The 23,890-nt window shown below is 65.6% G+C and carries 22 protein-coding genes; 6 read left to right on the forward strand and 16 right to left on the reverse strand.

Annotated features, from left to right (window positions below; genetic code table 11):
- Positions 1 to 25: 25 nt before the first annotated feature.
- The 6 genes from metK to GDJ93_RS05410 all read left to right on the forward strand — a co-directional run bounded on the left by metK (position 26) and on the right by GDJ93_RS05410 (position 8,691).
- Positions 26 to 1,306, forward strand: coding sequence for a methionine adenosyltransferase (gene metK, locus GDJ93_RS05385; RefSeq protein ID WP_022094972.1), 1,281 nt, complete (start codon positions 26 to 28; stop codon positions 1,304 to 1,306).
- A gap of 344 nt (positions 1,307 to 1,650) precedes the next feature.
- Positions 1,651 to 3,258 carry an L-serine ammonia-lyase, iron-sulfur-dependent, subunit alpha gene (gene sdaAA / locus GDJ93_RS05390; protein WP_152068026.1) on the forward strand — a complete coding sequence of 536 codons (1,608 nt, stop codon included), beginning with the start codon at positions 1,651 to 1,653 and terminating at the stop codon, positions 3,256 to 3,258.
- 149 nt (positions 3,259 to 3,407) lie between these two features.
- Positions 3,408 to 5,141 (forward strand): L,D-transpeptidase, encoded by a 1,734-nt coding sequence (locus tag GDJ93_RS05395; RefSeq protein ID WP_193221460.1) that lies wholly within the window; start codon positions 3,408 to 3,410, stop codon positions 5,139 to 5,141.
- A gap of 129 nt (positions 5,142 to 5,270) precedes the next feature.
- The gene (locus tag GDJ93_RS05400; protein WP_152068028.1) at positions 5,271 to 6,707 is read left to right on the forward strand and encodes an efflux RND transporter periplasmic adaptor subunit; all 1,437 of its coding nucleotides are present in this window, start codon (positions 5,271 to 5,273) and stop codon (positions 6,705 to 6,707) included.
- Positions 6,707 to 7,480 (forward strand): ABC transporter ATP-binding protein, encoded by a 774-nt coding sequence (locus GDJ93_RS05405; protein WP_152068029.1) that lies wholly within the window; start codon positions 6,707 to 6,709, stop codon positions 7,478 to 7,480. Before GDJ93_RS05400 ends, GDJ93_RS05405 begins: the two co-directional genes overlap by 1 nt.
- A complete protein-coding gene (locus GDJ93_RS05410; RefSeq protein ID WP_152068030.1) occupies positions 7,477 to 8,691 on the forward strand; it encodes an ABC transporter permease in 1,215 nt (404 codons plus the stop codon). The genes GDJ93_RS05405 and GDJ93_RS05410 overlap by 4 nt, the downstream gene beginning before the upstream one ends.
- Before the next feature lie 211 nt (positions 8,692 to 8,902).
- Here the strand turns inward: GDJ93_RS05410 and cobK are convergent, their stop codons facing one another.
- From cobK to cbiD, 16 genes are read right to left on the reverse strand one after another with little or no spacing between them, the layout of a single operon-like run.
- Positions 8,903 to 9,676 (reverse strand): precorrin-6A reductase, encoded by a 774-nt coding sequence (cobK, locus tag GDJ93_RS05415; protein WP_152068031.1) that lies wholly within the window; start codon positions 9,674 to 9,676, stop codon positions 8,903 to 8,905.
- Positions 9,673 to 10,314 (reverse strand): precorrin-8X methylmutase, encoded by a 642-nt coding sequence (locus GDJ93_RS10000; protein ID WP_193221461.1) that lies wholly within the window; start codon positions 10,312 to 10,314, stop codon positions 9,673 to 9,675. The genes cobK and GDJ93_RS10000 overlap by 4 nt, the downstream gene beginning before the upstream one ends.
- Entirely contained in the window at positions 10,315 to 10,830 is a 516-nt protein-coding gene (locus GDJ93_RS10005; RefSeq protein ID WP_193221462.1) for a cob(I)yrinic acid a,c-diamide adenosyltransferase, read from the reverse strand.
- Positions 10,827 to 12,326: a cobyric acid synthase gene (locus GDJ93_RS05425; RefSeq protein WP_226812487.1), complete on the reverse strand. Its 1,500-nt coding sequence runs from the start codon at positions 12,324 to 12,326 to the stop codon at positions 10,827 to 10,829. Before GDJ93_RS05425 ends, GDJ93_RS10005 begins: the two co-directional genes overlap by 4 nt.
- Positions 12,319 to 13,542, reverse strand: coding sequence for a pyridoxal phosphate-dependent aminotransferase (locus GDJ93_RS05430; protein WP_193221463.1), 1,224 nt, complete (start codon positions 13,540 to 13,542; stop codon positions 12,319 to 12,321). The genes GDJ93_RS05425 and GDJ93_RS05430 overlap by 8 nt, the downstream gene beginning before the upstream one ends.
- The gene (gene cbiB, locus GDJ93_RS05435) at positions 13,539 to 14,513 is read right to left on the reverse strand and encodes an adenosylcobinamide-phosphate synthase CbiB (RefSeq protein ID WP_152068034.1); all 975 of its coding nucleotides are present in this window, start codon (positions 14,511 to 14,513) and stop codon (positions 13,539 to 13,541) included. The genes GDJ93_RS05430 and cbiB overlap by 4 nt, the downstream gene beginning before the upstream one ends.
- The gene (locus tag GDJ93_RS05440) at positions 14,513 to 15,514 is read right to left on the reverse strand and encodes a histidine phosphatase family protein (protein ID WP_152068035.1); all 1,002 of its coding nucleotides are present in this window, start codon (positions 15,512 to 15,514) and stop codon (positions 14,513 to 14,515) included. Before GDJ93_RS05440 ends, cbiB begins: the two co-directional genes overlap by 1 nt.
- Positions 15,511 to 16,278 carry an adenosylcobinamide-GDP ribazoletransferase gene (locus tag GDJ93_RS05445; protein WP_193221464.1) on the reverse strand — a complete coding sequence of 256 codons (768 nt, stop codon included), beginning with the start codon at positions 16,276 to 16,278 and terminating at the stop codon, positions 15,511 to 15,513. Before GDJ93_RS05445 ends, GDJ93_RS05440 begins: the two co-directional genes overlap by 4 nt.
- A complete protein-coding gene (locus GDJ93_RS05450) occupies positions 16,275 to 16,823 on the reverse strand; it encodes a bifunctional adenosylcobinamide kinase/adenosylcobinamide-phosphate guanylyltransferase (protein WP_152068037.1) in 549 nt (182 codons plus the stop codon). The genes GDJ93_RS05445 and GDJ93_RS05450 overlap by 4 nt, the downstream gene beginning before the upstream one ends.
- Positions 16,820 to 17,962 (reverse strand): nicotinate-nucleotide--dimethylbenzimidazole phosphoribosyltransferase, encoded by a 1,143-nt coding sequence (locus GDJ93_RS05455; RefSeq protein ID WP_152068038.1) that lies wholly within the window; start codon positions 17,960 to 17,962, stop codon positions 16,820 to 16,822. Before GDJ93_RS05455 ends, GDJ93_RS05450 begins: the two co-directional genes overlap by 4 nt.
- Positions 17,955 to 19,337, reverse strand: coding sequence for a cobyrinic acid a,c-diamide synthase CobB (locus GDJ93_RS05460; RefSeq protein ID WP_226812488.1), 1,383 nt, complete (start codon positions 19,335 to 19,337; stop codon positions 17,955 to 17,957). The genes GDJ93_RS05455 and GDJ93_RS05460 overlap by 8 nt, the downstream gene beginning before the upstream one ends.
- Positions 19,334 to 20,614 (reverse strand): precorrin-6y C5,15-methyltransferase (decarboxylating) subunit CbiE, encoded by a 1,281-nt coding sequence (cbiE, locus tag GDJ93_RS05465; protein ID WP_152068039.1) that lies wholly within the window; start codon positions 20,612 to 20,614, stop codon positions 19,334 to 19,336. The genes GDJ93_RS05460 and cbiE overlap by 4 nt, the downstream gene beginning before the upstream one ends.
- Positions 20,602 to 21,345 carry a precorrin-3B C(17)-methyltransferase gene (cobJ, locus tag GDJ93_RS05470; protein ID WP_152068040.1) on the reverse strand — a complete coding sequence of 248 codons (744 nt, stop codon included), beginning with the start codon at positions 21,343 to 21,345 and terminating at the stop codon, positions 20,602 to 20,604. The genes cbiE and cobJ overlap by 13 nt, the downstream gene beginning before the upstream one ends.
- A complete protein-coding gene (locus GDJ93_RS05475) occupies positions 21,345 to 22,478 on the reverse strand; it encodes a cobalt-precorrin 5A hydrolase (RefSeq protein ID WP_152068041.1) in 1,134 nt (377 codons plus the stop codon). Before GDJ93_RS05475 ends, cobJ begins: the two co-directional genes overlap by 1 nt.
- Positions 22,479 to 22,712: an SAM-dependent methyltransferase gene (locus tag GDJ93_RS05480; protein WP_193221465.1), complete on the reverse strand. Its 234-nt coding sequence runs from the start codon at positions 22,710 to 22,712 to the stop codon at positions 22,479 to 22,481.
- Entirely contained in the window at positions 22,705 to 23,889 is a 1,185-nt protein-coding gene (cbiD, locus tag GDJ93_RS05485) for a cobalt-precorrin-5B (C(1))-methyltransferase CbiD (RefSeq protein ID WP_226812490.1), read from the reverse strand. Before cbiD ends, GDJ93_RS05480 begins: the two co-directional genes overlap by 8 nt.
- Position 23,890: the final 1 nt, after the last annotated feature.

Here is a 23,890-nt window from a genome sequence, read left to right on the forward strand (position 1 = left end):
GGACACGTTTTTTGAAAGGACAATCATGTCAGAAGAACTTCGTTCCATCCCGCCCCAACACGGGTCCTTTGTTTTTACGTCGGAGTCGGTGACCGAAGGTCATCCCGATAAGATTGCTGACCAGATCAGCGACGCCGTCCTCGACGCAATCCTCGCCAAAGAAATAGAGCTTCAGGAACAGGGCTACATCGCCCCCAACGGCGTGCCTGCGAACGTGGAGAACGTCCGCTGCGCCTGCGAGACCCTCGTGACCACCGGCACCGTCATCGTCGCCGGCGAGATCCGCACCCAGGCCTACGTCGACGTACAGGAGATTGCCCGCGGCGTTATCCGCCGCATTGGCTACAACCGTGCAAAGTTCGGTTTTGACTGCGACACCTGCGGCGTTATGAGCCTCATCCACGAGCAGTCGCCCGATATCGCCCAGGGCGTCGACGAGTCCTTCGAGACCCAGACCGGCGCTACCACCGACCCGATCGACCTGATCGGCGCCGGCGACCAGGGCATGATGTTCGGTTATGCCTCCAACGAGACCAAGACTTTAATGCCCATGCCGCACTACCTTGCCAGCCGCTTGGCCGAGCGCCTGGCAGCCGTGCGCCACGACGGCACCCTCGCCTACCTACGCCCCGACGGCAAGACCCAGGTCACCGTGCGCTACGAGGAAGGCAAGCCCGTCGAGGTCACGACCATCGTCATCTCCACGCAGCACGCCGCCGAGATCGAGGACATGGGCAAGATCAAGGCCGACCTCATAGAGCACGTCATCACCCCGGTCATGGCCGCCGAGAACATGCCGTGGGACAACGCCGACATCTACGTGAACCCCACCGGTCGCTTTGTCGTGGGCGGCCCCATGGGAGACACGGGCCTCACCGGCCGCAAGATCATCGTTGACACCTACGGCGGCTACGGCCGTCACGGCGGCGGTGCCTTTAGCGGCAAGGACTGCACCAAGGTCGACCGCTCCGCCGCGTATGCCGCGCGCTGGGTCGCCAAGAACGTGGTCGCCGCCGGCCTGGCCGACCGTTGCGAGGTCGAGCTTGCCTATGCCATCGGCGTTTCCAAGCCCCTCTCAATCATGGTCGACACCTTCGGTACCGCACATGTTGCCGAGGACAAGATCGTCGAGGCCGTAGAGAAGACCTTCGACCTGCGCCCGGGCGCAATCATCCGCGACTTGGACCTGCGCCGCCCCATCTACGAAAAGACAGCAGCCTACGGTCACTTCGGCCGAGAAGACGCCGACTTCACCTGGGAGAAAACCGACCGAGTCGAAGAACTCAAAGCAGCCTGCGGACTGTAAGCTAACGGCAAAAGCTGCAGCCACATATCGATGCGCCAAAAGAAGTACCGGCCCCAACCGGTACTTCTTTTTTTATTTAAAGGTGGTGAAGATGAGCCGACCTGGGACATGGAATAGGTCACAGGCCGATAAATTTCGCAGCAGAGCGACTCCAACCATGTATCCTAAGTTCCGAGGGCTTTAGTATTTGGTCGGTCGCGAGTTCCGCACGAGCCGGAGGCCACTTAATGTGGCCTCCGTGCGAGCAGGACTGTCCGAGCAGGCGACCAAATACTAAAGCCCTCGGAACGGCGGGACAGAGTATGCCCCGTCCCTCGGGACGACGGGATAGAACAGGAGCGCATATGGCAGGCAAGCCGCAAACACTAGCTACGACCTCGGCATTCGAGATCTTGGGCCCCGTCATGGTCGGCCCAAGCTCATCGCACACCGCCGGCGCCCTGCGCTGCGCCCAAGTTGCCGCCAGCCTGCTGGAAGGCCGCATCACCAAAGTCACCTTTGGCCTGTGGAACTCCTTCGCCCACACCTACCGCGGCCACGGCACCGACCGTGCGCTCGTCGCGGGCATCCTGGGCCTCGACACCGATGACGAGAACATCAAGCAGGCCTTCGACCTCGCGCGCGAGCAGGGCCTCGAATATCACTTTGACATCAAAGGCGACGACGCCTCCATCCACCCCAACACCGTCGACATCGACATGGTCGACGACACGGGCGCCACGGCACAGGTCCGCGGCGAGAGCCTGGGCGGCGGCAAGATGCGCATCAGCCGCATTAACGGCGTCGGCGTCGACATCTCGGGCATGTATTCCACGCTCTTCGTGGCGCACAAGGACGTCCCCGGTGTACTCGCCGCGCTCACCAACCTGCTCGCCTACGCACACGTGAACATCGCCTTCTGCCGCACCTACCGCACCGAAGTGGGCGGCCAGGCTTATTCCGTCTTTGAGACCGACGGCGCTCCCGACGACACCGTCGTCCCCATGCTGCGCAAGCTCGACAATGTCGATTACGCAACGTTTATCGAGCTCCCCGGTTCTGCCTCGTCGCTCTCCCCCGGCGTCTCGGCCAAGGAGATCTTCGACGACGGTGAGCAGCTGCTCGATGCGTGCGAGGAACTGGGGCTCAGCATCGGCGCCGTCATGGCCGTTCGCGAGGCGCGTCTGACCGGCGAGGCCCACGCCGTCGCCGCCATGCGCCGCGTGCTCGACGTCATGCGCGAGGAGACCACGGCCCCCCTCGCCAATCCGCAGCGCTCGCTCGGTGGGCTAATCGGCGGCGAGGCCAAACTCGTCGATGCCACCAGCCGCAACGATTTGAGTGCAAGCCTGATGGGCGTCGTCCAGACCGACGCCGTGGCCCGCGCGATGGCCGTGCTCGAGCGCTCCGCCACGATGGGTGTGATCGTCGCCGCCCCCACGGCCGGCTCCGCGGGTGTTGTGCCCGGCTGCGTGCTGGCGCTCGCCGATCGCCTGCAGCTCGACGACGAGCAGGTCATGGACGCGCTATACTGCGCAGCCGCCATCGGCCTCAACCTCACCACAAGCGCCTGCGTTGCCGGCGCCGAGGGCGGCTGCCAAGCCGAGGTCGGAAGCGCCGCCGCCATGGCAGCCGCCGCGCTGGTGCAGATGCTCGGCGGCACGCCCGAGCAGGCGCTTGACGCCAGTTCCATCGCGCTAAGTAACCTGCTGGGCCTCGTTTGTGACCCCGTCGGTGGCCTCGTGGAGGTGCCCTGCCAAAACCGCAACGCCATCGGCGTGGCAGCGGCCTTTAGCTCGGCACAACTCGCCCTCGCAGGCATTAAGAGCCTGGTGCCGTTTGACCAGATGGCACATGTCATGCTCTCGGTGGGCCACGCTTTACCGGCCACGCTGCGCGAGACGGCAAAGGGTGGCATCGCGCAGGCTCCGGCCGCACTTTCGGCCTGTGCAACATGCGGTGTGTGTGGATAACGGCAAAGAACGACTCAAAGGTGGGACAAATGTCCCACCTCTTTTGAATGCCACCGTTTCCGTACCACAAACAGCAGGGCAATCGCTATAATGCAAGCCCAGTAAAAACACGATGAACCGCAAGGCGAAAATCGAAGGATATGCATACGATGTCGCAAAACGATCGAACTCAACTGATTCCCGATCCGCAGCAGCCGAGCAGGCACACCGGCGGCGTTCAGTCACCGCGTCCTATCGCGCCGAGCCACGGTCAGCAGCGTAGTGCAGCAAACGCTTCCCAACGCCCGAACCAACAGCGACAGCAGCGTCAACAACGTCAGCAGCGCCAGGCAAACGGCAATGCGCCCAAGCAACCCCCCACGCACGCTCGAGGCGATCGCGGCCCCGCGCGCAAGTCCGCCGGCAACAATAAGTCGTGCAAAAAGACGACGCTCTTTGTCGTCCTGGGTCTAATCGTCATTGTCTATATCGTAGGCGTCGTAGCGTTTTCGCAGGTAGCCTACCCCAACACCACCATCGCCGGCGTCGACGTCTCGTTCTCCAACGCTTCGTCTGCCGCCACCAAGGTCAACTCGGCATGGAAGCACTATAAGCTCACCGTGACAGGCGATGACTTTAGCTGGACCTATCAGCCCGAGTCCGATGAGCCCATCGTCGACGGTGAAGCTGCCGCAAAAGAGATCATCAGCCACAACGAGGCCTTTGTATGGCCGGTCCGCCTTGTGGAATCCTTAAGCGGCAAGACCAAAACTACCGCTACCCCTAACGAAGTCGATCTTGATCAAGACGTCGACCTGTCCATGCTCTCCGACACCTTTGACCAAAAGAAGTTTGAGAAGGATCTGGGTACCGCCATCGACGAGTTTAACGAGGGCCGTTCGGGCACGTTCGAGGCCAATAGCTCCTATGACGAGCAGGCCGGCAAGTTTACCGTCGAGAAGGCGCGCTCCAACGAAAAACTCAACCGCGAGCATGTCATTAAGTATGCCGAGCTCGAGCTTGCCTCGCTGGCCGAGACCGTAGATCTTTCGAAGCTCGGCAACGATGCCTATGAGCCGCTCAATGGAACGCTGACAGATGATCAGATTCAGGCCGCATGCGATGCCGCCAACAACTTCCTGGGCGTCAACGTGACCCTCAAGCTCAACGGCGAGGATGCCGGCAAAGTTGATGGCAGCTCCGTATTGCAGTGGATCAGCTTTGCCGATCCGGCCAGTCCCACGCTCGATACGTCGCAGATCAGCAGCTGGGCAGCCGAGCTCGCCAACGGCTTTAATACCGTGGGCTCCACTCGCTGGTGGACGCGCGCCGATGGCAAGCAGTGCGCCGTCGAAGGCGGCGACTTTGGTTGGTCCATCGACAGCAGCTCGCTCGCCAAGCAGGTCGAGGACGCCATTAACAACAAGCAGACCGGCGAAATCGAGATCAAGTACTCCCAGAAGGCCGACACCTTTACCGCAAAGGGAGAGCCCGACTGGAAGGCATACATCGATGTCGATCTGTCCGAGCAGCACGCGCGCTACTACGACGAGAACGGCAATATCGTGTGGGAGGCCAACTTTATTTCCGGCAAACCGGGCGAAGACGCCACCCCCGAGGGCGTGTGGCAGATCAACAGCAACGACGGCGGCAGCACCCTGATCGGAGCCAAGGACCCCGAGACCGGTAAGCCCAAATACGAGAGCCCGGTGAGCTACTGGATGCCTTTTGAGGGCAATATGATCGGCTTCCACGACGCCACATGGCAAAACGACAAGAGCTTCGATAATGCCGAGTCGTACAAGTGGTGCGGCAGCCACGGTTGCATCAACCTGCGCCTGGCCGATGCAAAGGCACTGCACGATTGCATCAAAGTCGGCCTGTGCGTGGTTGTCCACTCGTAGGAAAACACGCCTTCACACAACGGGAAACTGACGCTCCAATCTAACAGTTCCGAAAGAATCCGCCATATGCGCCCGCCTCACGCGACGGGCGCATATACTTATTGAGGAACTTTCTATAAAGGAGACGCCATGTCGAATGTCCCCACCAACAGCTCGGGACCAAATGATACCGAGCGAGCGCCCGAGGGTGCCACCGAAACGATTCCCCTCATAACAGACGTGCACGCCACACAGCAAAATGGCAGCACAAGCGATACAACCGAGATTTCTGACGAAGAGGCCTACGCCAAGCTCAAAGCAAAACGTGCCGAACGTCGACGCAAAAAGCTGATTCGACGCGGTATTGCCGCCGGCGTCGTGGGTGCCATCGCGCTCATTGCCATTGTCGCAACCCTGGTTATCAATGCGCAGCCACAGGGCGCTAACGAGCCTGTGACCGACATGGTGACCGAGGGCACGTTTACCACAACGGTCGAGGCTAAAGGCCAGCTCAAACCCATTTCGTCCTCAGTGGTCTCCCCTTCTGTCGACGGCACGGTCGATTCTATCAACGTGCAGGCAGGCCAATCCGTCAACGAGGGCGACGTGCTTATGACCATTAAAAACGACGAGCTCGATCGTAACGTTGCCGAGGCGCAGCGTGCAGTTGCTGCCGCTCAGGAAGACCTCGCCAACGCACAGAAAGCCGCAGCCGCCGCGCAGGCCACCCCAACGACGGACGTCGATGGAGCTTCCGCAGCGGCTGACGTCTCCGCCGCATCAGCGGACACGAACGCCGTATCGGCCGCGCAGCGCAGCCTCGCATCGGCCCAGGCAAACCTCGACCAGGCGAACGCCAAGGCCGCCAGTCGCACGGTCACGGCCCCGAGCTCGGGTAGCATCGTGGAGCTCAACGCCAAGGTGGGCGCCACGGTAACAGGCGGCATGATCATGGGCGAAAGCGATACGAGCGGCGGCAAGCAATGCATGCAGATCGCCGACCTATCCAAGATGAAGGTGACCGTGCAGGTGGGCGAAAAGGACATCGCCAAGATCGCCGTTGGGCAGAGAGCCAACGTCACGTATCCCGCGTTTCCCGATATCGTGAGCCAGGGAACCGTCACGGCCATCGCGTCGGTGGCAAACTCCGACGCCGCAAACGGTGGCGGCGGCAACGTAACCTTTAACGTCGACATCCTCATCGAGGCGCCCGACGCGCGCCTGAAGCCGGGCATGACGGCCGAGGTATCGGTGGTGACCGAGCAGCTCGACGACGTGGTGATGGTGCCGACGATGGCGCTCATGACCGAAGACGGCGAACACTATTACGTCAACGTGGCAACCGATGACGAGGGCAAGCAAACCCATCGCGTGAAGGTGGCCGTCGTGACACAAAACGACAACGAAGCCGTAGTCGGCAAGACACAGGTCAAGCGCGACGACCAGGGCAACGAGATCAACCCTGACATGCCGGTTACCAAGCTGCGCGATGGCGACACCCTCGTCATGGACACCGGAGCGGACGCAACGGCTGACGGCGGCTACAGCGCGGATTCGGGCAGTATGACTGCCGATGAGGACATGTAATGCGTCCCGTTATCGACATTCGCAACGTGCACCGCATCTTTGAGAGCGAGGCAGGTTGCGCCCACATCCTGCACAACGTGAGCCTTGCGGTAATGAGCGGCGAATTCGTCGCTATCACTGGCCCCTCGGGCTCAGGCAAATCAACGCTCATGAACATCCTGGGCTGCCTGGATAAGCCGACGGCGGGCGACTATTACCTGCAAGGGCTCAACGTGGCCGAGCTCGATGATGACGAGCTCACCGAAGTTCGCGCCCTGAGCATTGGCTTTGTCTTTCAGAGCTTCAACCTGCTGCCGCGCCTGTCGGTTATCGAAAACGTCATGCTGCCGCTGGCCTACACCAATGTGCCCCGTAGCCAGCGCGAAATGCGCGCCGTCCACGCCCTGCAAGCCGTCACGCTGCCGGTCGACCACTGGGACCACCGCATATCAGAGCTCTCAGGCGGACAGATGCAGCGCGTCGCCATCGCGCGCGCCCTCGTCAATGACCCGCCCATCATTCTGGCCGACGAGCCGACGGGAAACCTGGACTCCGCGACTGGAGCGCTTGTGATGGAGACCTTCCATAAGCTCCAGGAGCGCGGCAAAACCATCGTTCTTATCACACACGACCCCGGCATCGCCGCCGAAGCCGACCGTGCCGTGACCATCCGCGATGGTCGCATTCACGACGGCGCGTATATTCCACATGCACCGCAGACCCTGCGCAGCGCCGTAGATAGCCTGCCCATGATTTCCGCCTCCGCCAACCCGCCGAAAGGAGTGGTGGCATGAGCGCCCGCGATCTCATCCAGGAAGCCCTTCACTCGCTCGAGGCCAACAAGGGGCGCAGCCTGCTCACCATTCTGGGCATTGTCATCGGCATCGCCTCGGTTATCGCCATGACTTCGCTCATCGGCGGCATCCAAAACAGCCTGGTCAACAGTCTGGGCCTCAATGCGGCACGCATGGTGCAAATCTATTCGTCGCAAGAACTCACCGAGTCGGAAATCGAGAAGCTTCAAAAACTGGTGCCGCAGATAGAGCAGATCGGCATTGTCGACAGCGCGTATACCGAGTATAAGACCGGCGATAAAAGCTATACCGTCATGGCACAGGGTGTCGATAGCGACATGCTCGACGCCGTGGGGGCCAGCAAGCTCGTTGCGGGGCGCACCTATTCCCAGGCCGAGTCCCAATCAGGCTCGCGCGTGGCGCTCATCAGCCGCAACGGCGCCGATCAGCTTTACGGCAACGAACAGGATGCGCTGGGGAAAACCATCAAGGTGTCCAACGGCGAGGTGCAGATTGTAGGCGTGATTGATGGCGGCAGCGACTCCATGGGCTCGCTCACGCTGTATATGCCACGCGAAACTATCTCCGGACTGTTTGGCGACGAGAATCCTTCATTCCCCAGCGTGACGGCACTTGCCGCCGAGGGCACGGACATGGATGAGCTTTGTAAGACCATCGAGTCCAAGGTGCGCGCAATGAAGGGCATCGCGGAGGATGATGAGTACGACAGTGTATCGGCGACCTCCATGAAAAGCGCCATCGATGCACTCAACTCCTTTATGGGCGCGTTCTCGCTCATCATGGGCGCTGTCGCCAGCATCTCGCTGCTTGTCGGCGGTATCGGCATTATGAATATGATGCTCACCAACGTGACTGAGCGCATCCGTGAGATCGGCATTCGCCGTGCCCTGGGCGCAAGTCGTCGCGATATCACCGCGCAGTTTTTGGCCGAGTCCTCGGCGCTGTGCGTCACCGGCGGACTGTTGGGTGTCCTGATTGGCTATCTGCTGGCCTGGGCTCTTGCGATGTTTGCCTCCGGATCCGGGATTCTTGGCGAGCTCGGTGCCAGCGGGCAAATCACACCGAGTTTTTCAATCGCCACGGTGCTGCTGGCCTTCGCCGTCTCCGTCGGCATCGGCGTAATCTTTGGCTTCTACCCCGCTCGACGCGCGGCAAAGCTCAACCCGGTGGAGTGCCTACGCTACCAGTAAGTCACCACCAACAAGTTGCGATGAATTAGGGACTGAATATGCTATCTAGCAGCAAAAACAGACACTATTTCACCGCAACTTATTGAAGGGCTGCTTGCGCCGGTTCCGGGCGTCGTCCTCGAGCTTTTGGCGGATGACGGGCTTGTACGGGTCGAGCTTGCTCGGGGCGCTCCTCCTCGCGGGCGAGAGGGCGCGCAGGCGTGGCGAGCGCCTAGCGCGCGAGCTCCCGTAAGAGCGCGTCTTCCACTTCCCGAAGCGAAAGGGCTCCGCCTCCCTCGGCGGGACGGGCAACCACGATACAGTGCGCTCCCACGCCGCGCGCGGAGGCGATCTTCTCGGCCGTGCCGCCTACGGTTCCCGAGTCCTTGGTCACAAGCCACTGGGCGCCCACCTGCCGAAGCATCGCCTCGTTGAGCTCGCGGGTGAAGGGCCCCTGCATGCCGATGACGTGCGACGGCGAAAACCCCGCGTCGATGCACTTCGTTATAGCACCGGGCAGCGGGAGCACACGTACGAAAAAGCGCTCCGCAAAATCGGCGACGCGCGTGTAGGGAGCAAGCTCCTTGCTCCCCGTCGTGAGAAGCGCGCGACCCGGGTTCTCGGAGAGAAAGCGCGCCGCGCAGGCGATCGACGCGACCGGCACGACGCCTTTGGGCAGCGCCTCGGCCGGGCGCGCAAGGCGCAGGCATCGTGCACCCACGGCGAGCGAAGCGGCCCGGATGTTGCCGCTTGCGAGCGTAGCGAAGGGGTGCGTGGCGTCGACGACGATGCACGCGCCGGAAAGCTCGCGCTCCATGTCGGCCTCGTCGAGCCTGCCCGCATGCACCTCGATGCCCGGAAGCTCGCCCAAAAGCTCGCCTCCGTACTCGGTTGCCGCGTAGGCACGGGCGGGGATGCCCGCCTCGCTCGCCCATTCGCACAGAAGGCGGCCCTCGGTGGTGCCGGCGAAGATGCGCAGCGCCGGCGCGGATGCGGGCGCCGTCACTTCGGGCCGCCTGGGCGCGTGATCTGGTAGAGCAGCGCATTCATAATGGCGGCCGCCACGGTCGAGCCGCCCTTGCGACCCCTCGCGACGATGGCCGGCACGCGTCGCGCGAGTAGCTCCTCTTTCGCCTCGACCACGTTCACAAACCCGACCGGCACCCCAACGACGAGTGCGGGCGCGATCTTCCCCGCGTCCATAAGCTCGGCGAGGCGCAGAAGTGCTGTGGGAGCGTTGCCGACGGCCACGATGAGCGGACCCTCGATGCCGCAAGCTTTGTCCACGCTCGCAACGGCGCGAGTCGTGCCCGCAGCGCGCGCAGCCGCGGCGACATCAGGGTCGGCCATGTAGCACACAGCCTTGCAGCCGAGCTTCGCGAGCGCTGGCTTGCTTATGCCTGCGAGCGCCATGTTCGTGTCGGTGAGCACCGTGGCCCCTGCGCGCAGTGCGTCGAGCGCACAGCGCGCGGCGTCATGGGTGAACACGAGGGAATCGGCGTACGAGAAGTCGGCAGTGGTGTGGATGACGCGCTTCACGACGGGCTCTTCGAGCGGCGGGAACGTGCGGCCGCCGAGCTCTTCGGTGATGATCTCGAAGCTGCGCCGCTCGATGTCGCCGGGCGCCATCTCCTTGGAATCCATCTAGTACTCCACTCCTTCCCTTGCACATATCCCCTGAGCGTAGGGGTGTTTCTCGCACCGCATCTCGGTTATGTAGTCGGCCCTCTCCACGATCTTGCGGGAAGGAGCGCGCCCGGTGAGCGCTACTTCGACGCCGCGCGCGGACATATCGAGCGCGCGGTCCACGAGCGCCTCGTCGACAAGCCCCTTCGAAAGCGCGTCGAGCGCCTCGTCGAGCACGAGCAGCCCCTCCTGAGCGCCCTCGAGCTCGGCTAGCGCGGAAGCGAGGTTCCCATCGTGCAGCTCGCACGTCGCGGCAAGTTCTTCCGACGTCATTGACCAAGTAAACTTGTCCGACACCTTCCCCGCGAACACGGGCACGCCAAAATGCTCGGCGAGCAGGCGCGCCTCCCCGCTTTCGCCGTCTTTCAGGAACTGCACGACGACAACGCGGCGGCCTGCGGCGATCATGCGAAGGGCAAGGCCCATCGCCGCCGTGGTCTTGCCTTTGCCGTCGCCATGATACACGTGGATCATACGCCCTCCTCGATAATGCGGTAAACATACTCCATGTCGAGCGCCCCGCGCACGGCGTCGGCCAGGCGGTCGAACTCGCGTACACGGTGATCGGCCGCGGACGCCGCACCCGCAGCACCCACGACGCTCTCGGGCAGGCCGCGCATGCGCGCGAGCGAGCGCGCGAGGGCGAGCGCCACCCCCGGTTCGTCGAACAGGCCGTGGAGATAGGTTCCGAACACGTTTCCGCAGGCCGCGCCTTCTGGTTTGCCGCCAATCGTGCCCGCAGGGGCGCAGGAGACGGTCGTTTCGCCGTCGTGAATCTCGTACCCGCGCGCCGTCATGCCGTTCCACACCGAGAACGCGCCTTGGGCGCCCGTGATGCGCAGCTCCGACTGGGCGAGGCGCTTTTCCTCCTTGAACACCGTACTTGCAGGGATGAGCCCGAGCCCGCGCGCGGTGCCAGCGCCTTCCCTGCCGTGCGGGTCGGAAAGCTCGTCTCCCAAAAGCTGGTAGCCTCCGCATATGCCGAGCACCGGCGTGCCCGCGCCCGAAAGCGCGCGTACACAGGCTCCGATGCCGCTAGCGGCAAGCCAGCGCGCGTCGTCGAGCGTGGTCTTCGAGCCGGGAAGCACCACCAGGTCGGGTCGGCCCAGATCGGTCGTCGAGGAAACGTAGCGCACGCCCATGCCGGGCACGCGCGAAAGCGGGTCGAAGTCGGTGAAGTTCGACAGATGCGGAAGGCGCACGACGGCGACGTCGATGACGCCGCGCGCCTCGCGGGCAGATAGGCGCGGCGCGAGCGAGTCCTCGTCGTCCAGGTCGAGCGTAAGATACGGCACGACCCCCACGACGGGAACCCCGCACATCTTCTCGAGCGGGGCCAAACCCGGGCGCAGGATTTCCACATCGCCGCGGAACTTGTTCACCACAAGTCCCCGCAAAAGCGCGCGATCCTCGGGCGCAAAGAGCGCGACCGTACCGTAGAGCTGGGCAAACACCCCGCCTGGGTCGATGTCGCCCACGAGCAGCACGGGGGAGGACACGGCGCGCGCGAGCCCCATGTTGACGATGTCGTTTTCGGAAAGGTTGATTTCGGCGGGGCTGCCGGCGCCCTCGATGACGATGACGTCGTTATCCTCCACGAGCGAATCGAACGCCTCCAAAATCTGCGGCATGAGCGCCTTCTTTCGCGCGAAGTAGTCCCTCGCAGCGAAGGCTCCCTGCGCCTTGCCGGCCACGATGAGCTGGCTTCGGTGGTCGCTTTCGGGCTTGAGCAGGATGGGGTTCATGCGCACGTCGGGCGCGATGCCGCACGCCTCGGCCTGCATGATCTGGGCGCGCCCCATCTCTAGCCCGTCGGCCGTGACACCGCTGTTGAGCGCCATGTTCTGGCTCTTGAAGGGAGCCACGCGCAGGCCGTCCTGCGAAAGCACACGGCACAGTCCCGCCGCAAGCAGGCTCTTCCCCGCGTTCGACATGGTGCCCTGGATCATGATGGGCTTCGCCCTACCCACGGGTATCGACCTCCTTCGCCGAGCCTCGGCCATCCGCGCCCGCCATAGCGCCGCCGCAAGAAGCACCGCCCCGTTCGTCGGGTTCGCCTTCGCCCGATGCGCCTTCCGCCCGAAGCACGCGGCTGAACGCCATCGCAAGCCGGGCATTCTCCTTGCGCGTGCGCACCGCGACGCGGCACCAGAAACGGGACAGTACCGAAAACGAGTCGCACGTGCGGACCAAAACCCCCTGTTTATACAGGCGCTCGGGGATGTCTTTCGCCGGCGTGCGGACTAAAAGGAAGTTCGCATCCGACGGCACGACGGAAAGCCCGAGCGAGGAGAGCTCGTGGGAAAGCCACGCTCGCTCGCCCGCCAATACATCGCGCGTGCGCGAGACGTATTCAACGTCTTCCAGGGCGGCGATGCCCGCGGCCTCGGCGACCGAGGAGACGGGCCACGCCTGCCCCGCCCGGCGAATCCCCTCGATGAGTTGGGCGTTTCCGCTGATCAGATATCCCAACCGCAACCCCGCCATTCCGTAGAGCTTGGTAAACGCGGAGAGCACGGCCACATGGCGCGAACACGCGGCGCGTGCGGCCACGCTCCTTTCGCGGGCGTCGGGCGCAAATCCGAGGAAGCACTCGTCCACGACGAGCAGCGCGCCCACCTGCTCGCAGCGGCGAGCCGCGGCATCGATCACGCTGGGGTCGACGAGGCGCCCCGTCGGGTTGTTCGGATTGCAGAGGTACGCCACGTCTCCCGGCCCCTCAATCGCGCGGGCGAAGGAGGCGGGCACGTCGAAATCGTCCGCTTCGGAGAGCGGAAACTCCTGTACGCATGCGCCGTAGTACGATGCCGCCTCCGCATATTCAGAGAACGTCGGCGCGCACACGACGATGCGTTTCGGGCGCACCGCCGCGGCGAGCCGCCAGATGATGTCGGACGCGCCCGCGCCGCAGACGATAGTATCTTCGGAAATGCCCTGGGCGCGCGATAGGGCGCGAACAAGGGCGAGGCTTTCCCTATCGGGGTAGACGTCGATTCGAGAAAGCGCCTTGCAAGCTGCGGCGACGGCGCGCGGCGAGGGGCCTGCCGGATTCACGTTCACCGAGAAGTCGATGAGGTCGGAGGCGCCTCCTTCGCAAGCGATGCCGAGCGATTGCGAGCTGCCCCCATGCGCACGGGCGCGCAGGATTCCCCCGGCAGCCCGGGACGCGGCGTGGTCTTCCCTCATGCCATCGCCCCCACGGCGAGCACGACCGCCGCGCGCGCGGCGCCGAAGACGACGAGCGCGCATACGGACGCGGCGAGCATGAGCCTCGTCGCCCGGGCGATGTCGCCCCACTCGATTTCACGGGACGCGTCGCCTATCGTCGGTTTCTCAACGAGCTTGCCGAAATACACCGCGGGTCCTGCCAGGCGCAGCTCGAGCGCGCCCGCGCACGCTGACTCGGTCTGCGCCGAGTTGGGGCTCGCATGGCGACGCCTGTCGCGGCGCCAGATGCGCGCCGCCCCGCACGCGTCGAGCCCGACGATCGGGCACACGGCGATCATGAACAGGGCCGATAAGCGCGAGGGAATCCAGTTCACCGCATCGTCGAGGCGCGCCGAGGCACAGCCGAAGTCGATGTAGCGCTCGTTTTTGTAGCCCACCATGCTGTCGAGCGTGTTCACCGCCTTGTACGCCATGCCCAAGGGCGCACCCCCGATCATAAGGTAGAACAGCGGCGCGATGACGCCGTCGCTCGCGTTCTCCGCCACCGTTTCCACAGCGGCGCGCACGACGCCCTGCTCGTCGAGAACAGACGTGTCGCGTCCCACGATGAGCCCGACGGTTTCGCGCGCCGCGACAAGGCCGCCCTTCGAGAACGCGCGGGCCACGGCCAGGCTCTGGCGGCGCAGCTCGCATGCCGCAAGAATCTGATAGCTCGCCCATGCCTCGGCCACGAAGCGCAAGCCGGGGTGAACCATGCCGCAAAGATACAGGATTCCCCAGGTCAAAAGCCCACACGCAAGCGGAAGCGCCACGGCGAGCACAAGCCCTGCGGCGCGCGTGCCCGCGGACGTTTGCGGGCACGCGCCCCGCAGGCGGCCTTCGGCCCACGTGATCGCGCGCCCCATGGCGACGACGGGATGGGGAAGCCAGCGCGGGTCGCCGAAGGCAAGGTCGGCCGCGAACCCGGCGGCGACGGCAAGAATCGTCATCACCGGGCATCGCCCCCCGAAGCGGGGCGAACGTCGCGAAGGCAGCGCCCATCCCAGGTGGCGGCCCATGCGCCGCCCGGCTCGGTATGCACGTCGAAGTATTCCATTTTCGGGACAGCAAGCTCGGAAAGCAGCGCTTTCACGGTACCCGCGTGAACGACAAAGACGGCGCGCCCACTCCCCTGGGCGCGCTCCGATTCGCACGCCTCCCGAAACGCCGCGACGACGCGGCGGGTGAAATCGCTCTTGCCCTCGCCATGCGGGCAGCGCGTCTCGCACCAGGAGTCTACCCAGGCGCGGTAGCGCGCATCCTCTTTAAGCTCGGCGGCGCTTCGCCCCTCGAAGTCACCGAAATCCATCTCGCGCAGACCGGGGCATGCCATAAGCTCCGCATTCGGGAAGAGGATGCGTGCCGTCTGGTCGGTGCGGGCCATGCCGCTCGTGATAACACGGAACACGTCACGATCGCACGCGAGCTCGCGCAAAGCGCGCTCGCCCGCGCTCGACAGGGGCTCGTCGGTGCCCGCCCCGCTGTAGCGATGGTCTTCCGTGCCCGCCGTGGCACCATGGCGCACGAAGACGACTTCCAAAGGCGCGCCCGCGCCCTGCGTCCCTCGAGGCGCATCGGCAAGGTTTCCTTTGATCACCTGGGGAATCCCGCACGTCATGCGTACGACGACGTCGGCGCGCGCAGCGAGCGCGCATCCCAGGCGCCCCGCGCGCTCGCGCCATTGGGCGTCTTCCGCACGCATGGGGACGACCCCCGAGCCGACCAAGGGCAGAATTACTGCGTCGAAGCCAATCAGCCGCTCGAGCGCCCGGTCAGCGTCGAGCGCGCGTACGAGTTCCTCAGCACGGTACGCGACACGGCCGGCAAAAGCCGCGGGCACGCCGCCCTCCGCAAGCTGCGCCGCGTCGACGAAATCGTTCGCCGCGAACCCGAGCTTTTCGCGCACGAAGGTCCTCTTCCCCGAATGCGCGCCACCTACCACGAGAATCATAGGAGCATGCCCCCCGCCACCAGCATGGCAAGCATCGCGAGCTCGGCCCATTGCAGAAACCATCCGGCCAAATCACCCGTCACCCCGCCGAAGCGGGACAGGGCAACATGGCGGTACCACGCGAGCGCCAAAAGCCCCGCCACCGCCATAAGGGCGCCGACGGCCTGAGCGCACGCGACCATCCCTGCAGCCGAAGCCGCAGCGAAAGCGCAAAGCGGCACGACGATCGCCGCGCGCTTCTTCGCAGGCGAGAGCCCCGCGGCCATGCCATCCGCCCGCGCGGCAGGCCAGCATTCAACGGCGAGCCCCGAAAGCGAGCGGGAGAACACGAGCGAGCACAGAAGCGCGAGGAACTCCCCCGCCGTAAGCGGCAGCGCGGTGAACAGGGAAAACTGCAGAATAAGGTACACAACAACACCAATGACCCCAAAGGCGCCCGCCCGCGGGTCGTGCATGATCTCGAGCTTTCGCTCGCGCGGGGCCCAACTTGCAAGCGCATCGGAGGTGTCGCAGAGCCCGTCTAGGTGGATGCCTCCCGTCACCGCCACAGGCAGCGCCACGAGCACGGCCGCGACGATGGTCGCAGGCACGCCGAGCAGGTTCGCAACGTGTCCCCACGCCGTCATGAGGAAGCCTTCTGCAAGGCCCACCAGGGGAAACGCGGCAAGCGCATGGGTTGACCCGAAATCGGTCCAGGCCGATTTCGGGACGGGGATGCGCGAGAACGTTCCGAACGCCGCGCAGATTGCCTCTACTATCTTCACCTTGTAGGTCCTTCGCCTTTCATCCACACGGGAATCCCGCATACCACTTCGACTGCGCGGTCTGCCAGCGCCGCCACGCCCGCGTTCACGCGCGCGAGCGCGCGCCTCCATGCCTCGGTCCCTTCATCGTAGCGCATCCCATCGACGAACACGTCAACGGTGACCACCACCGTATACTCAGCGGCCTGGGCGAGCCGTTCGATGCCTCCGAGCACCTCGCGCGCCGCAGCGTCGGGGTCACGTGGGGACAAGCCGCCTTCCGCGAAGAGCTCGTTCGCAACAAGGTTGCCCACGTCCTCCAAAAGAAGCGTGCAGCCGCGCGGAAGCCCGGGCGCTGCGGCGCCCACGTCACGCGTGCGCTCGAGGGTGGAAAACCCCTTGCCCTCGCGCAGCGCCCGATGGCGCGCGATGCGGCGGGCGCCCTCTTCCCCGAAGGGCTCCATCGTTGCCAGGTACACGCGAGGGCCGTCGTGCCCGAGGCACAGGGACTCGGCGTAGGCGCTCTTGCCGCTCGCGGCGGCGCCGATGACGAGCGTCACCGTCATTTCCCGGCCTCGAAATGTTCGTAAGCAGCCATGCCAGTCGCCGTGAACGTCTTACCATCCCGGTACACGCGCAGCGCCGAATCCAGAAGGGGCAGATACGCCATGGCGCCCGCGCCCTCGCCCAAGTGCATGCCTGCGACGAGGGGTGCCTTTATGCCGAGCTCGCGAAGGAGCTCCTGGCTTGCGGGTTCGCTTGATGCGTGGGTGCCCACGAGGTAGCCCAAGGCGTTGGGGCAAAGGCGCACCGCGCACAGGGCCGCCGTGCAGGATATGACCCCGTCGAGGAGCGCCGGCGCCTTCGAGGCCGCGGCCCCCAGGTAGAAGCCGCACATCGCCGCGATGTCGAAGCCGCCCACCTTCGAGAGCACGTCGATAGGGTCGGCGGGATCGGGCGAGTTCGCATCGATAGCGCACTCGACCACGTCGCGCTTGCGCGCGAGCGAGGCGTCCGAGAGCCCCGCGCCGCGCCCGACGAGGCTCCGCGCGTCCGCCCGGATGAGCACTGCGGCCACCGCCGCCGAGGTGGTCGTGTTGCCGATGCCCATCTCGCCCGCGGCGAGAAGGCGCACGCCGGCGCGGGCAAGCCCGCACGCGACGGCGATTCCGACCTCGATCGCGCGCACGGCCCCATCGCGAGACATGGCGGAGCCGTGCGCGATGTTGCCGCTCCCCCGCCGCACGTTCGCGCGCACCATGCGCGCGTCTTCTATGCCCCGGGCCATACCCACGTCGACGGGCACGACCTCGGCACCCGCGAACGCCGCCATGCGGCAGGCGCTCGTGGCCCCCTCGCACATGTTGCGCGCGACGGCTCGCGTCACGTCTTGCCCGCTTTGCGACACGCCCTCGGCAACGACCCCGTTGTCGGAGAAGAATACCGCGAGCGCACGGGGGAACTCGGCCACCTCGGCGCTCCCCTGAGCTGCAGCGATACACGCGACGGCGTCTTCAAAGTCGCCCAATCCCCCCAAGGGGTGCGCGATGGAGTCCCACGCGGCGTACGCGGCGGCGCGGGCGCACTCGTCTGCGGGCGCGATGCGGGAGAGCGCGGCTTCGAGCACGGCGCCCGGCGCCGACGAGAACGCGCGCTCGACTTCCTCGCGGATGCTGGCAAGCGCGGTTTCGGTTGCTTCAGCCATGCCGTCTCCTCTCTGCGAATGACGCTGCGGCAGACGCGAACGCGCGCGCAACGTCGGGGTTCGCAGGATAGTACACATGCGGGAAGCCCGCAACCAGGGACGGGGTGGTCGTCATGCACGGCCAGCCCTTGTCGCGCCGGGGCTTCTGCGCCCAGAAGTCGCCGCCCGGGCAGGTGGACTGCCAGTAGTGGAACTCGTGCGCGCGGATGCGTGTGCCGCACGGCCCGTAGAGCCCGTCGCGTTGGGAAGTGAGCTCCACGTACCCGAAATGGGACAGCCTTCCCCCGTTCTCGCTTGCGCCCTTAAGGGCGCCCGCAACAGGCCAGCGCCGCCCCTCGCTATCGGAGATTTCGCGCTGCAGGTACAGAAACCCACCGCATTCGGCGACCGTCGGCATGCCGGATTCAACCGCGCGCCGCATCGCCTCGCGCATCGGCGCGTTCTCGGAGAGCTGCCGCGCATGGAGCTCCGGGTAGCCGCCCCCCAGATAGAGGGCGCTTGTCCCCCGGGGCAACTCGCTATCACACAGGGGGCTGAAAAAGGCCAGCTCGCAACCCAGGTCCTCGAGCGCGCGCAGGTTCTCCTCGTAGTAGAACGAGAACGCCTCGTCACGCGCGACGGCGATGATGGGCCGCGCTCCCGCGATCGGCTCCAACCGGTAAGGATCCTCGCGGATATCGGGTGCCGTCGCCGCTATTTCGAGCAAGCGGTCGACGTCGACGCTCTTTTCCACCAGCTCGGCCATCTTGTCGATGCGCGCGGAGAGCTGCTCGACCTCGTCGGCGGTCACAAGCCCCAGATGCCGGCTTTCGAGCGAGAACGCCTCGTCGGCGGGAATATTACCCAAAACCGCGACGCCCGTGTGCTTCTCGATCGCAGTCGCCGCGTAGGCGCAGGCAGCGGCGCTCGTCTTGTTCAGCACGACGCCGCGCACGTTCGCACAAGGCAGGAACTCGGCGATGCCGCGGATTACGGCGGCGAGCGATAAAGACGCCCCGCGCCCGTTCACCACTAAAAAGACTGGCGTTTCCGTGTCGCGCGCAACCTGGTAGCTGCTCGCGTCGGCCACGCCGGGCGCCATGCCGTCGTAGAAGCCCATGACCCCCTCGAGCACCGCGACATCCGCGCCCGCAGCGCCGCGTGCGAGCAGGGCGCGCAGCGTCGGGGCCTCGGTGAAGAAGCCGTCTAAGTTGCCCGAGCGCGCACCCACGACGCGGCGATGAAAGAGCGGGTCAATGTAGTCGGGGCCGCATTTAAAAGCCGCACATGCAAGGCCGCGGCGCGCGAGCGCACGCAGGAGCGTGCACGTTACGACCGTCTTGCCGCTCCCGCTCGAGGGCGCAGCGACCATGAAGCGCGGAATGGACGTGCTCACCGGGCACCGCCTTCCCCACCTGCACCACGCGCGCTGACGAGGAACACGGGGTTTTGCGCCTTCATAAGATGGTGCGAGCCTACAGCCTCGGCGCGGGCGGCCGACACCTGGCACGCCTCGAACCCCTTAAAGCGTGAACCCGAGAGGAGCGCGCACGCCTCGGTGAGCGTCTCAACGGTGACGCATGGCACGCACAGGCGAACCTGCGAGTTCTTCTCGAGCGCCGCCTCCACGATGGAGGGAAGCTCGCCCGCGCTCCCGCCGACGAACACGGCGTCGGGGACGGGCAGTTTCGCGAGCGCTTCGGGGGCGACACCGGGGACCGCATGCACGTTGCCGCACCCGAATGCATCCGCGTTCTCTCGGATGAGCCGCACGCCGGTCGCGTTGCGCTCGACCGCCCATACCGACCCCGCTCGCGCGACGAGCGCCGCCTCGATCGACACGCTCCCCGTGCCGGCGCCGATGTCCCACACGGTGTCGGTCACGGCAAGGCGCAGCTTCGCGAGCGCGACGGCGCGCACCTCCTGCTTGGTCATGGGAACGTCGCCGCGGATGAAGAGCTCGTCGGGAATGCCCGAGGAAGCGTACGGCCAGCGGGAGCTCGCGGCGCGGGATGCGCTAGAGCCCACAGGCGACCCGGCGCCGCCTGCGAACTCGATAAGCATCACGTTCAAATCGTCGAACGTCTGACCTGCGATTTCACTTGCGGTCGCGCAGGTGATGCGCTCGTCGGGGTACGACAGGCGCTCGGCCACCGTCACGCGCGCGTCCCCGAAGCCCGCCTGCACAAGCTCGCCCGAAAGCCGCGAGGGGTCTTCCCCGCCCGACGTGGCGAGGAAGAGCTCACCTGCGCGCTCGGCCTCGGCCACGATGTCGCACGCCGCGCCGTGAGCGCTCGCGAAGCGCCAATCCTGCCATGGACGCGCGAGACGCGCGGCGAGATACGACGCTGAGCTTATGCCAGGAACGACGCGCACGTCCACCTGCGCGTCACCGGAGAGCGCCTCCACCAGGCGGCGCGCGCCGCTGAACAGCCCCACATCGCCCGTCATCACGACCACGGCGCGCCGCCACGACGCCGCATCGGTGAGCGCGGCGACGATGTCCGCCGTCTTCACGAGCTCGCATCTCACCACGTCGGGCGGCACGTCGATGCCGGCAAGCGCGCGATGAGCGCCGATGACCACGTCGGCGATGTCGATCGCGTCGAGCGCCGAGCGCGAGAGCAAGTCGGGGTTTCCGGGCCCCGCCCCGATGATCGTTACCTTTCGCATGGAATCTCCCGATACCCGCGCGGCGTGACCATACGGCCGTCTACGCGCTTCGTGTCAGCGTTGCCGACGAACACGGTGGTGAACATGTCGGCGTCGATCTCCCCCAGCTCAGAGAGCCTGCACATGCCCGACTGCTGCCCCTCGCGCCCGATGTTGCGTACCCAGCCGCAGAGCGTGTCGGGGGCCTTCCATTCGAGCATAATCTTCGCCGCGCGTGAGAGCCTGTCGGCGCGCTTTCTGCTGCGCGGGTTGTACAAACAGATGCAGAAGTCGGCGCTCGCCACGGCGGCGAGCCTGCGCTCGATGACCTCCCATGGCGTGAGCAGGTCGGAGAGCGACACGACCGCGAAGTCGTGGGCAAGCGGGGCGCCGAGCACCGCCGACCCGCTCTGAGCCGCGGTGGCCCCGGCGATAACTTCCACGTCTACATCGGGGTAGTCCTCCGCAAGCTCCAGCACGGGGCTCGCCATGCCGTACACGCCCGCGTCACCGCTGCACACGAGTGCCACGGCTTCTCCGCTCTGCGCGCGCGAAAGCGCCAGGCGGCACCGTTCGACCTCGTGCATCATCGGCGTCGCGAGATGCGCCGCGTCGGGCACGGCGGCGAGCGCGAGCTCCACGTATTTCGTGTACCCCACAACGATGTCGGCCGCCTCGAGCGCGCGCCGAGCCGCAATCGTCATGCCGTCGGGGCCGCCCGGGCCGATCCCCACCACGAAGAGCTTTCCCATCACCGCTCCTTAAACGAAAGTTTGATAGTTACCTTGGAAAACGCGACGGTCACGCCGCCGTGAGCGAGCTTCGGGAAGATAAGTTTGCCCCCGTCCGCGAGCGCCGCGCGCTCGCACACGTTGTCGACCCCCACCGTCGCACGCACGAAATCAGATGGCGAAACGCTGCCTTCGACCTGCGACAACTCCTCTGCGGAATACGTCGCAAGCGGGATATTGCGCGCGCGGCAGAAGGCGAGCAGACCCTCCTCGTGCGCCTTCACGTCGATCGTCGCCGCCTCGCGCACGGCCGAAGGCGAGATGCCCGCCTGCCCGCACGCGAGAAGAAACGCCTCCCCGATGGCTTCGGCGCACGCACCGCGACGACACCCTATGCCCGCAACGATGCAGGGCACGACAAGGCGAAGCGGCTCGGGCGCAGGCGCCTGCGCCCGCACGCCCGCCGGCTTCCACGTCTCACCGTCGGGCACGACCTCGCCCGTTGTCTCCGCCGCACGAACGGGCGCACCTGCATTCGCGTCAGCGAACGGCGATACGACGATATCGACCCGAGCGCGGTCGGACGCAATGTCAACCCCCTCAGGCGGCTGTCCCGAAATCGGCATGTCGGAATAGAGCGTCACGCGCCCGCCCGAAAGCAGCCGCGCCGACACTCGCTTGATAGCCTCGGGATTCGAAACAGCGAGCCCCGCACAGCGCGCCCACGTATCCACCGCCCACACGCCGCGGACGTCGGTCGCCGTGGTGATGACGGGGATGGCCCCTACCGCGCGTGCCACAGTTTGCGCAAGCTCGATCGCACCGCCCAAATGCCCCGACAAAAGCGGGATGGCAAAGCGCCCCGCCTCGTCAATCACCACAACCGCGGGATCGGTTGCCTTCGAGGCGACATGCGGCGCGATCGCCCGCACGGCGATGCCCGCCGCGCCCACGAACAGAAGCGCGTCCGACGTTTCCCACGCGAGCGCCGTCCATGCGCGCAGGTCGGCCTTCCCCTCACCGAACCCGCGCGAAACAGAAACGTCCCAGCCAGGGTCATCTTCACCTGTCTGCGCGCAATCGGAAAGCGCGCGTGCGGTGCGCTCCGCCAACGCATACCCCCTCTCAGTGAACGCTATGCAGGAAACCCTCATCTAGCGCACCACCATCGTCGAGAAGTAGCTGCCCCGATCGGGCACATCGTCGAGCGAGCGGTACACGCGCTCGCTCGGAAGCCCACAGTCCTCTACGAGCTCGGCACCGTCGAAGGCACCCTCCTCGCGAAGGATGCGCTTCGTGTCCGCAAGCGAGCGGCGCGCCTTCATGAACACCTTCGTCCCAGGCCAGCCGATTGCGCGGCGCACCCCGTACAGAACGCCTTTATTCATACGTCGCCCCCAATTCCCCGATAACTGCATCGGCGCCCGACGTGCGAAAAAGCTCGCGGCGCTCGGCGTCGAACACGACCGCGGCGATGTCGCATGCGCCCGCCGCGCGGCGGCGCAACCTGTCCTCGATTGCCGCAGCGAGCGAGGCGCGCGCAGCGTCCCCCGCGCCGGCGGCCTCGATTACCTCGAGCGCCGCCGTGGTCGTGACGGACGACATGATCTCGCGCACGGTCTTCGCGCCCGCGCCGGCCATGGCCGCGTGGGCGGCCAGAATCTCCGCGCGGCAGTCGGCGGTACGCGAATGGGTGTCCATGATGCCGCCCGCGACCTTCACCAACTTGCCGATGTGTCCCACAAGAAGGACATTGGTAAATCCCTCGCGAACGCAGCAATCAATCGCATCGCCCACAAAGTTGGAGATGAAGACCACCGGCGCACCGTTTAGATGAAAATGCCCCGAGATGAACTGCGCGCCGTAGTTGCCGGGCGTGAGCACGACTCCGCGCCGCCCCATAGCCGCATGCTGCCGGATCTCGAGCTCGATGCTGTCGCGCAAGGCAGCGAGGCTGCGCGGCTCGACGATGCCCGTCGTGCCCAGGATGGAGATGCCGTCCTTAATCCCCAGGTGCGGGTTAAAGGTCTTTTCGGCAAGGGCAACACCCTCGGGTACCGAAATCGTCACAGCAATATTTCCAGAAAAGCCGTGCGCGGCGCACACCTCGCGCACCGCCGAAGTGATCATCGCGCGCGGCGTCGCGTTGATGGCGGCCGCCCCAACCGGCTGCTCGAGCCCGGGCAACGTCACGCGCCCCACGCCCACGCCGCCATCGACGGAAACTTCCGATTCGCGCGCGGGCACGTCCTTGCCGCCCGCAGCACCCGTGCCCGACCCCGCATGTTCCACGCGCGCGTACACAAGCACGCCGTCGGTCACATCGGCATCGTCGCCTGCGTCCTTTCGCACGGCGCACTGGGCGCACCCCTCGCCGATGCATGCGTCGATCACGTTCGCCTCGACGGGCAGCCCGCCGGGGGTGACGATCGACACGAGGCCGACGGGCTTTCGTGACAAGAGCATCTCGCAGGCTGCCTTCGCCGCGAGCGCGGCGCAGCTCCCCGTGGTGTAGCCGCAGCGCAGGCGGGTCGTCCCGGTATATATGTAATGCTCGAAGGCCACG

This window comes from Collinsella aerofaciens (assembly GCF_902501475.1).
Taxonomy (GTDB): Bacteria; Actinomycetota; Coriobacteriia; order Coriobacteriales; family Coriobacteriaceae; genus Collinsella; species Collinsella aerofaciens_AL.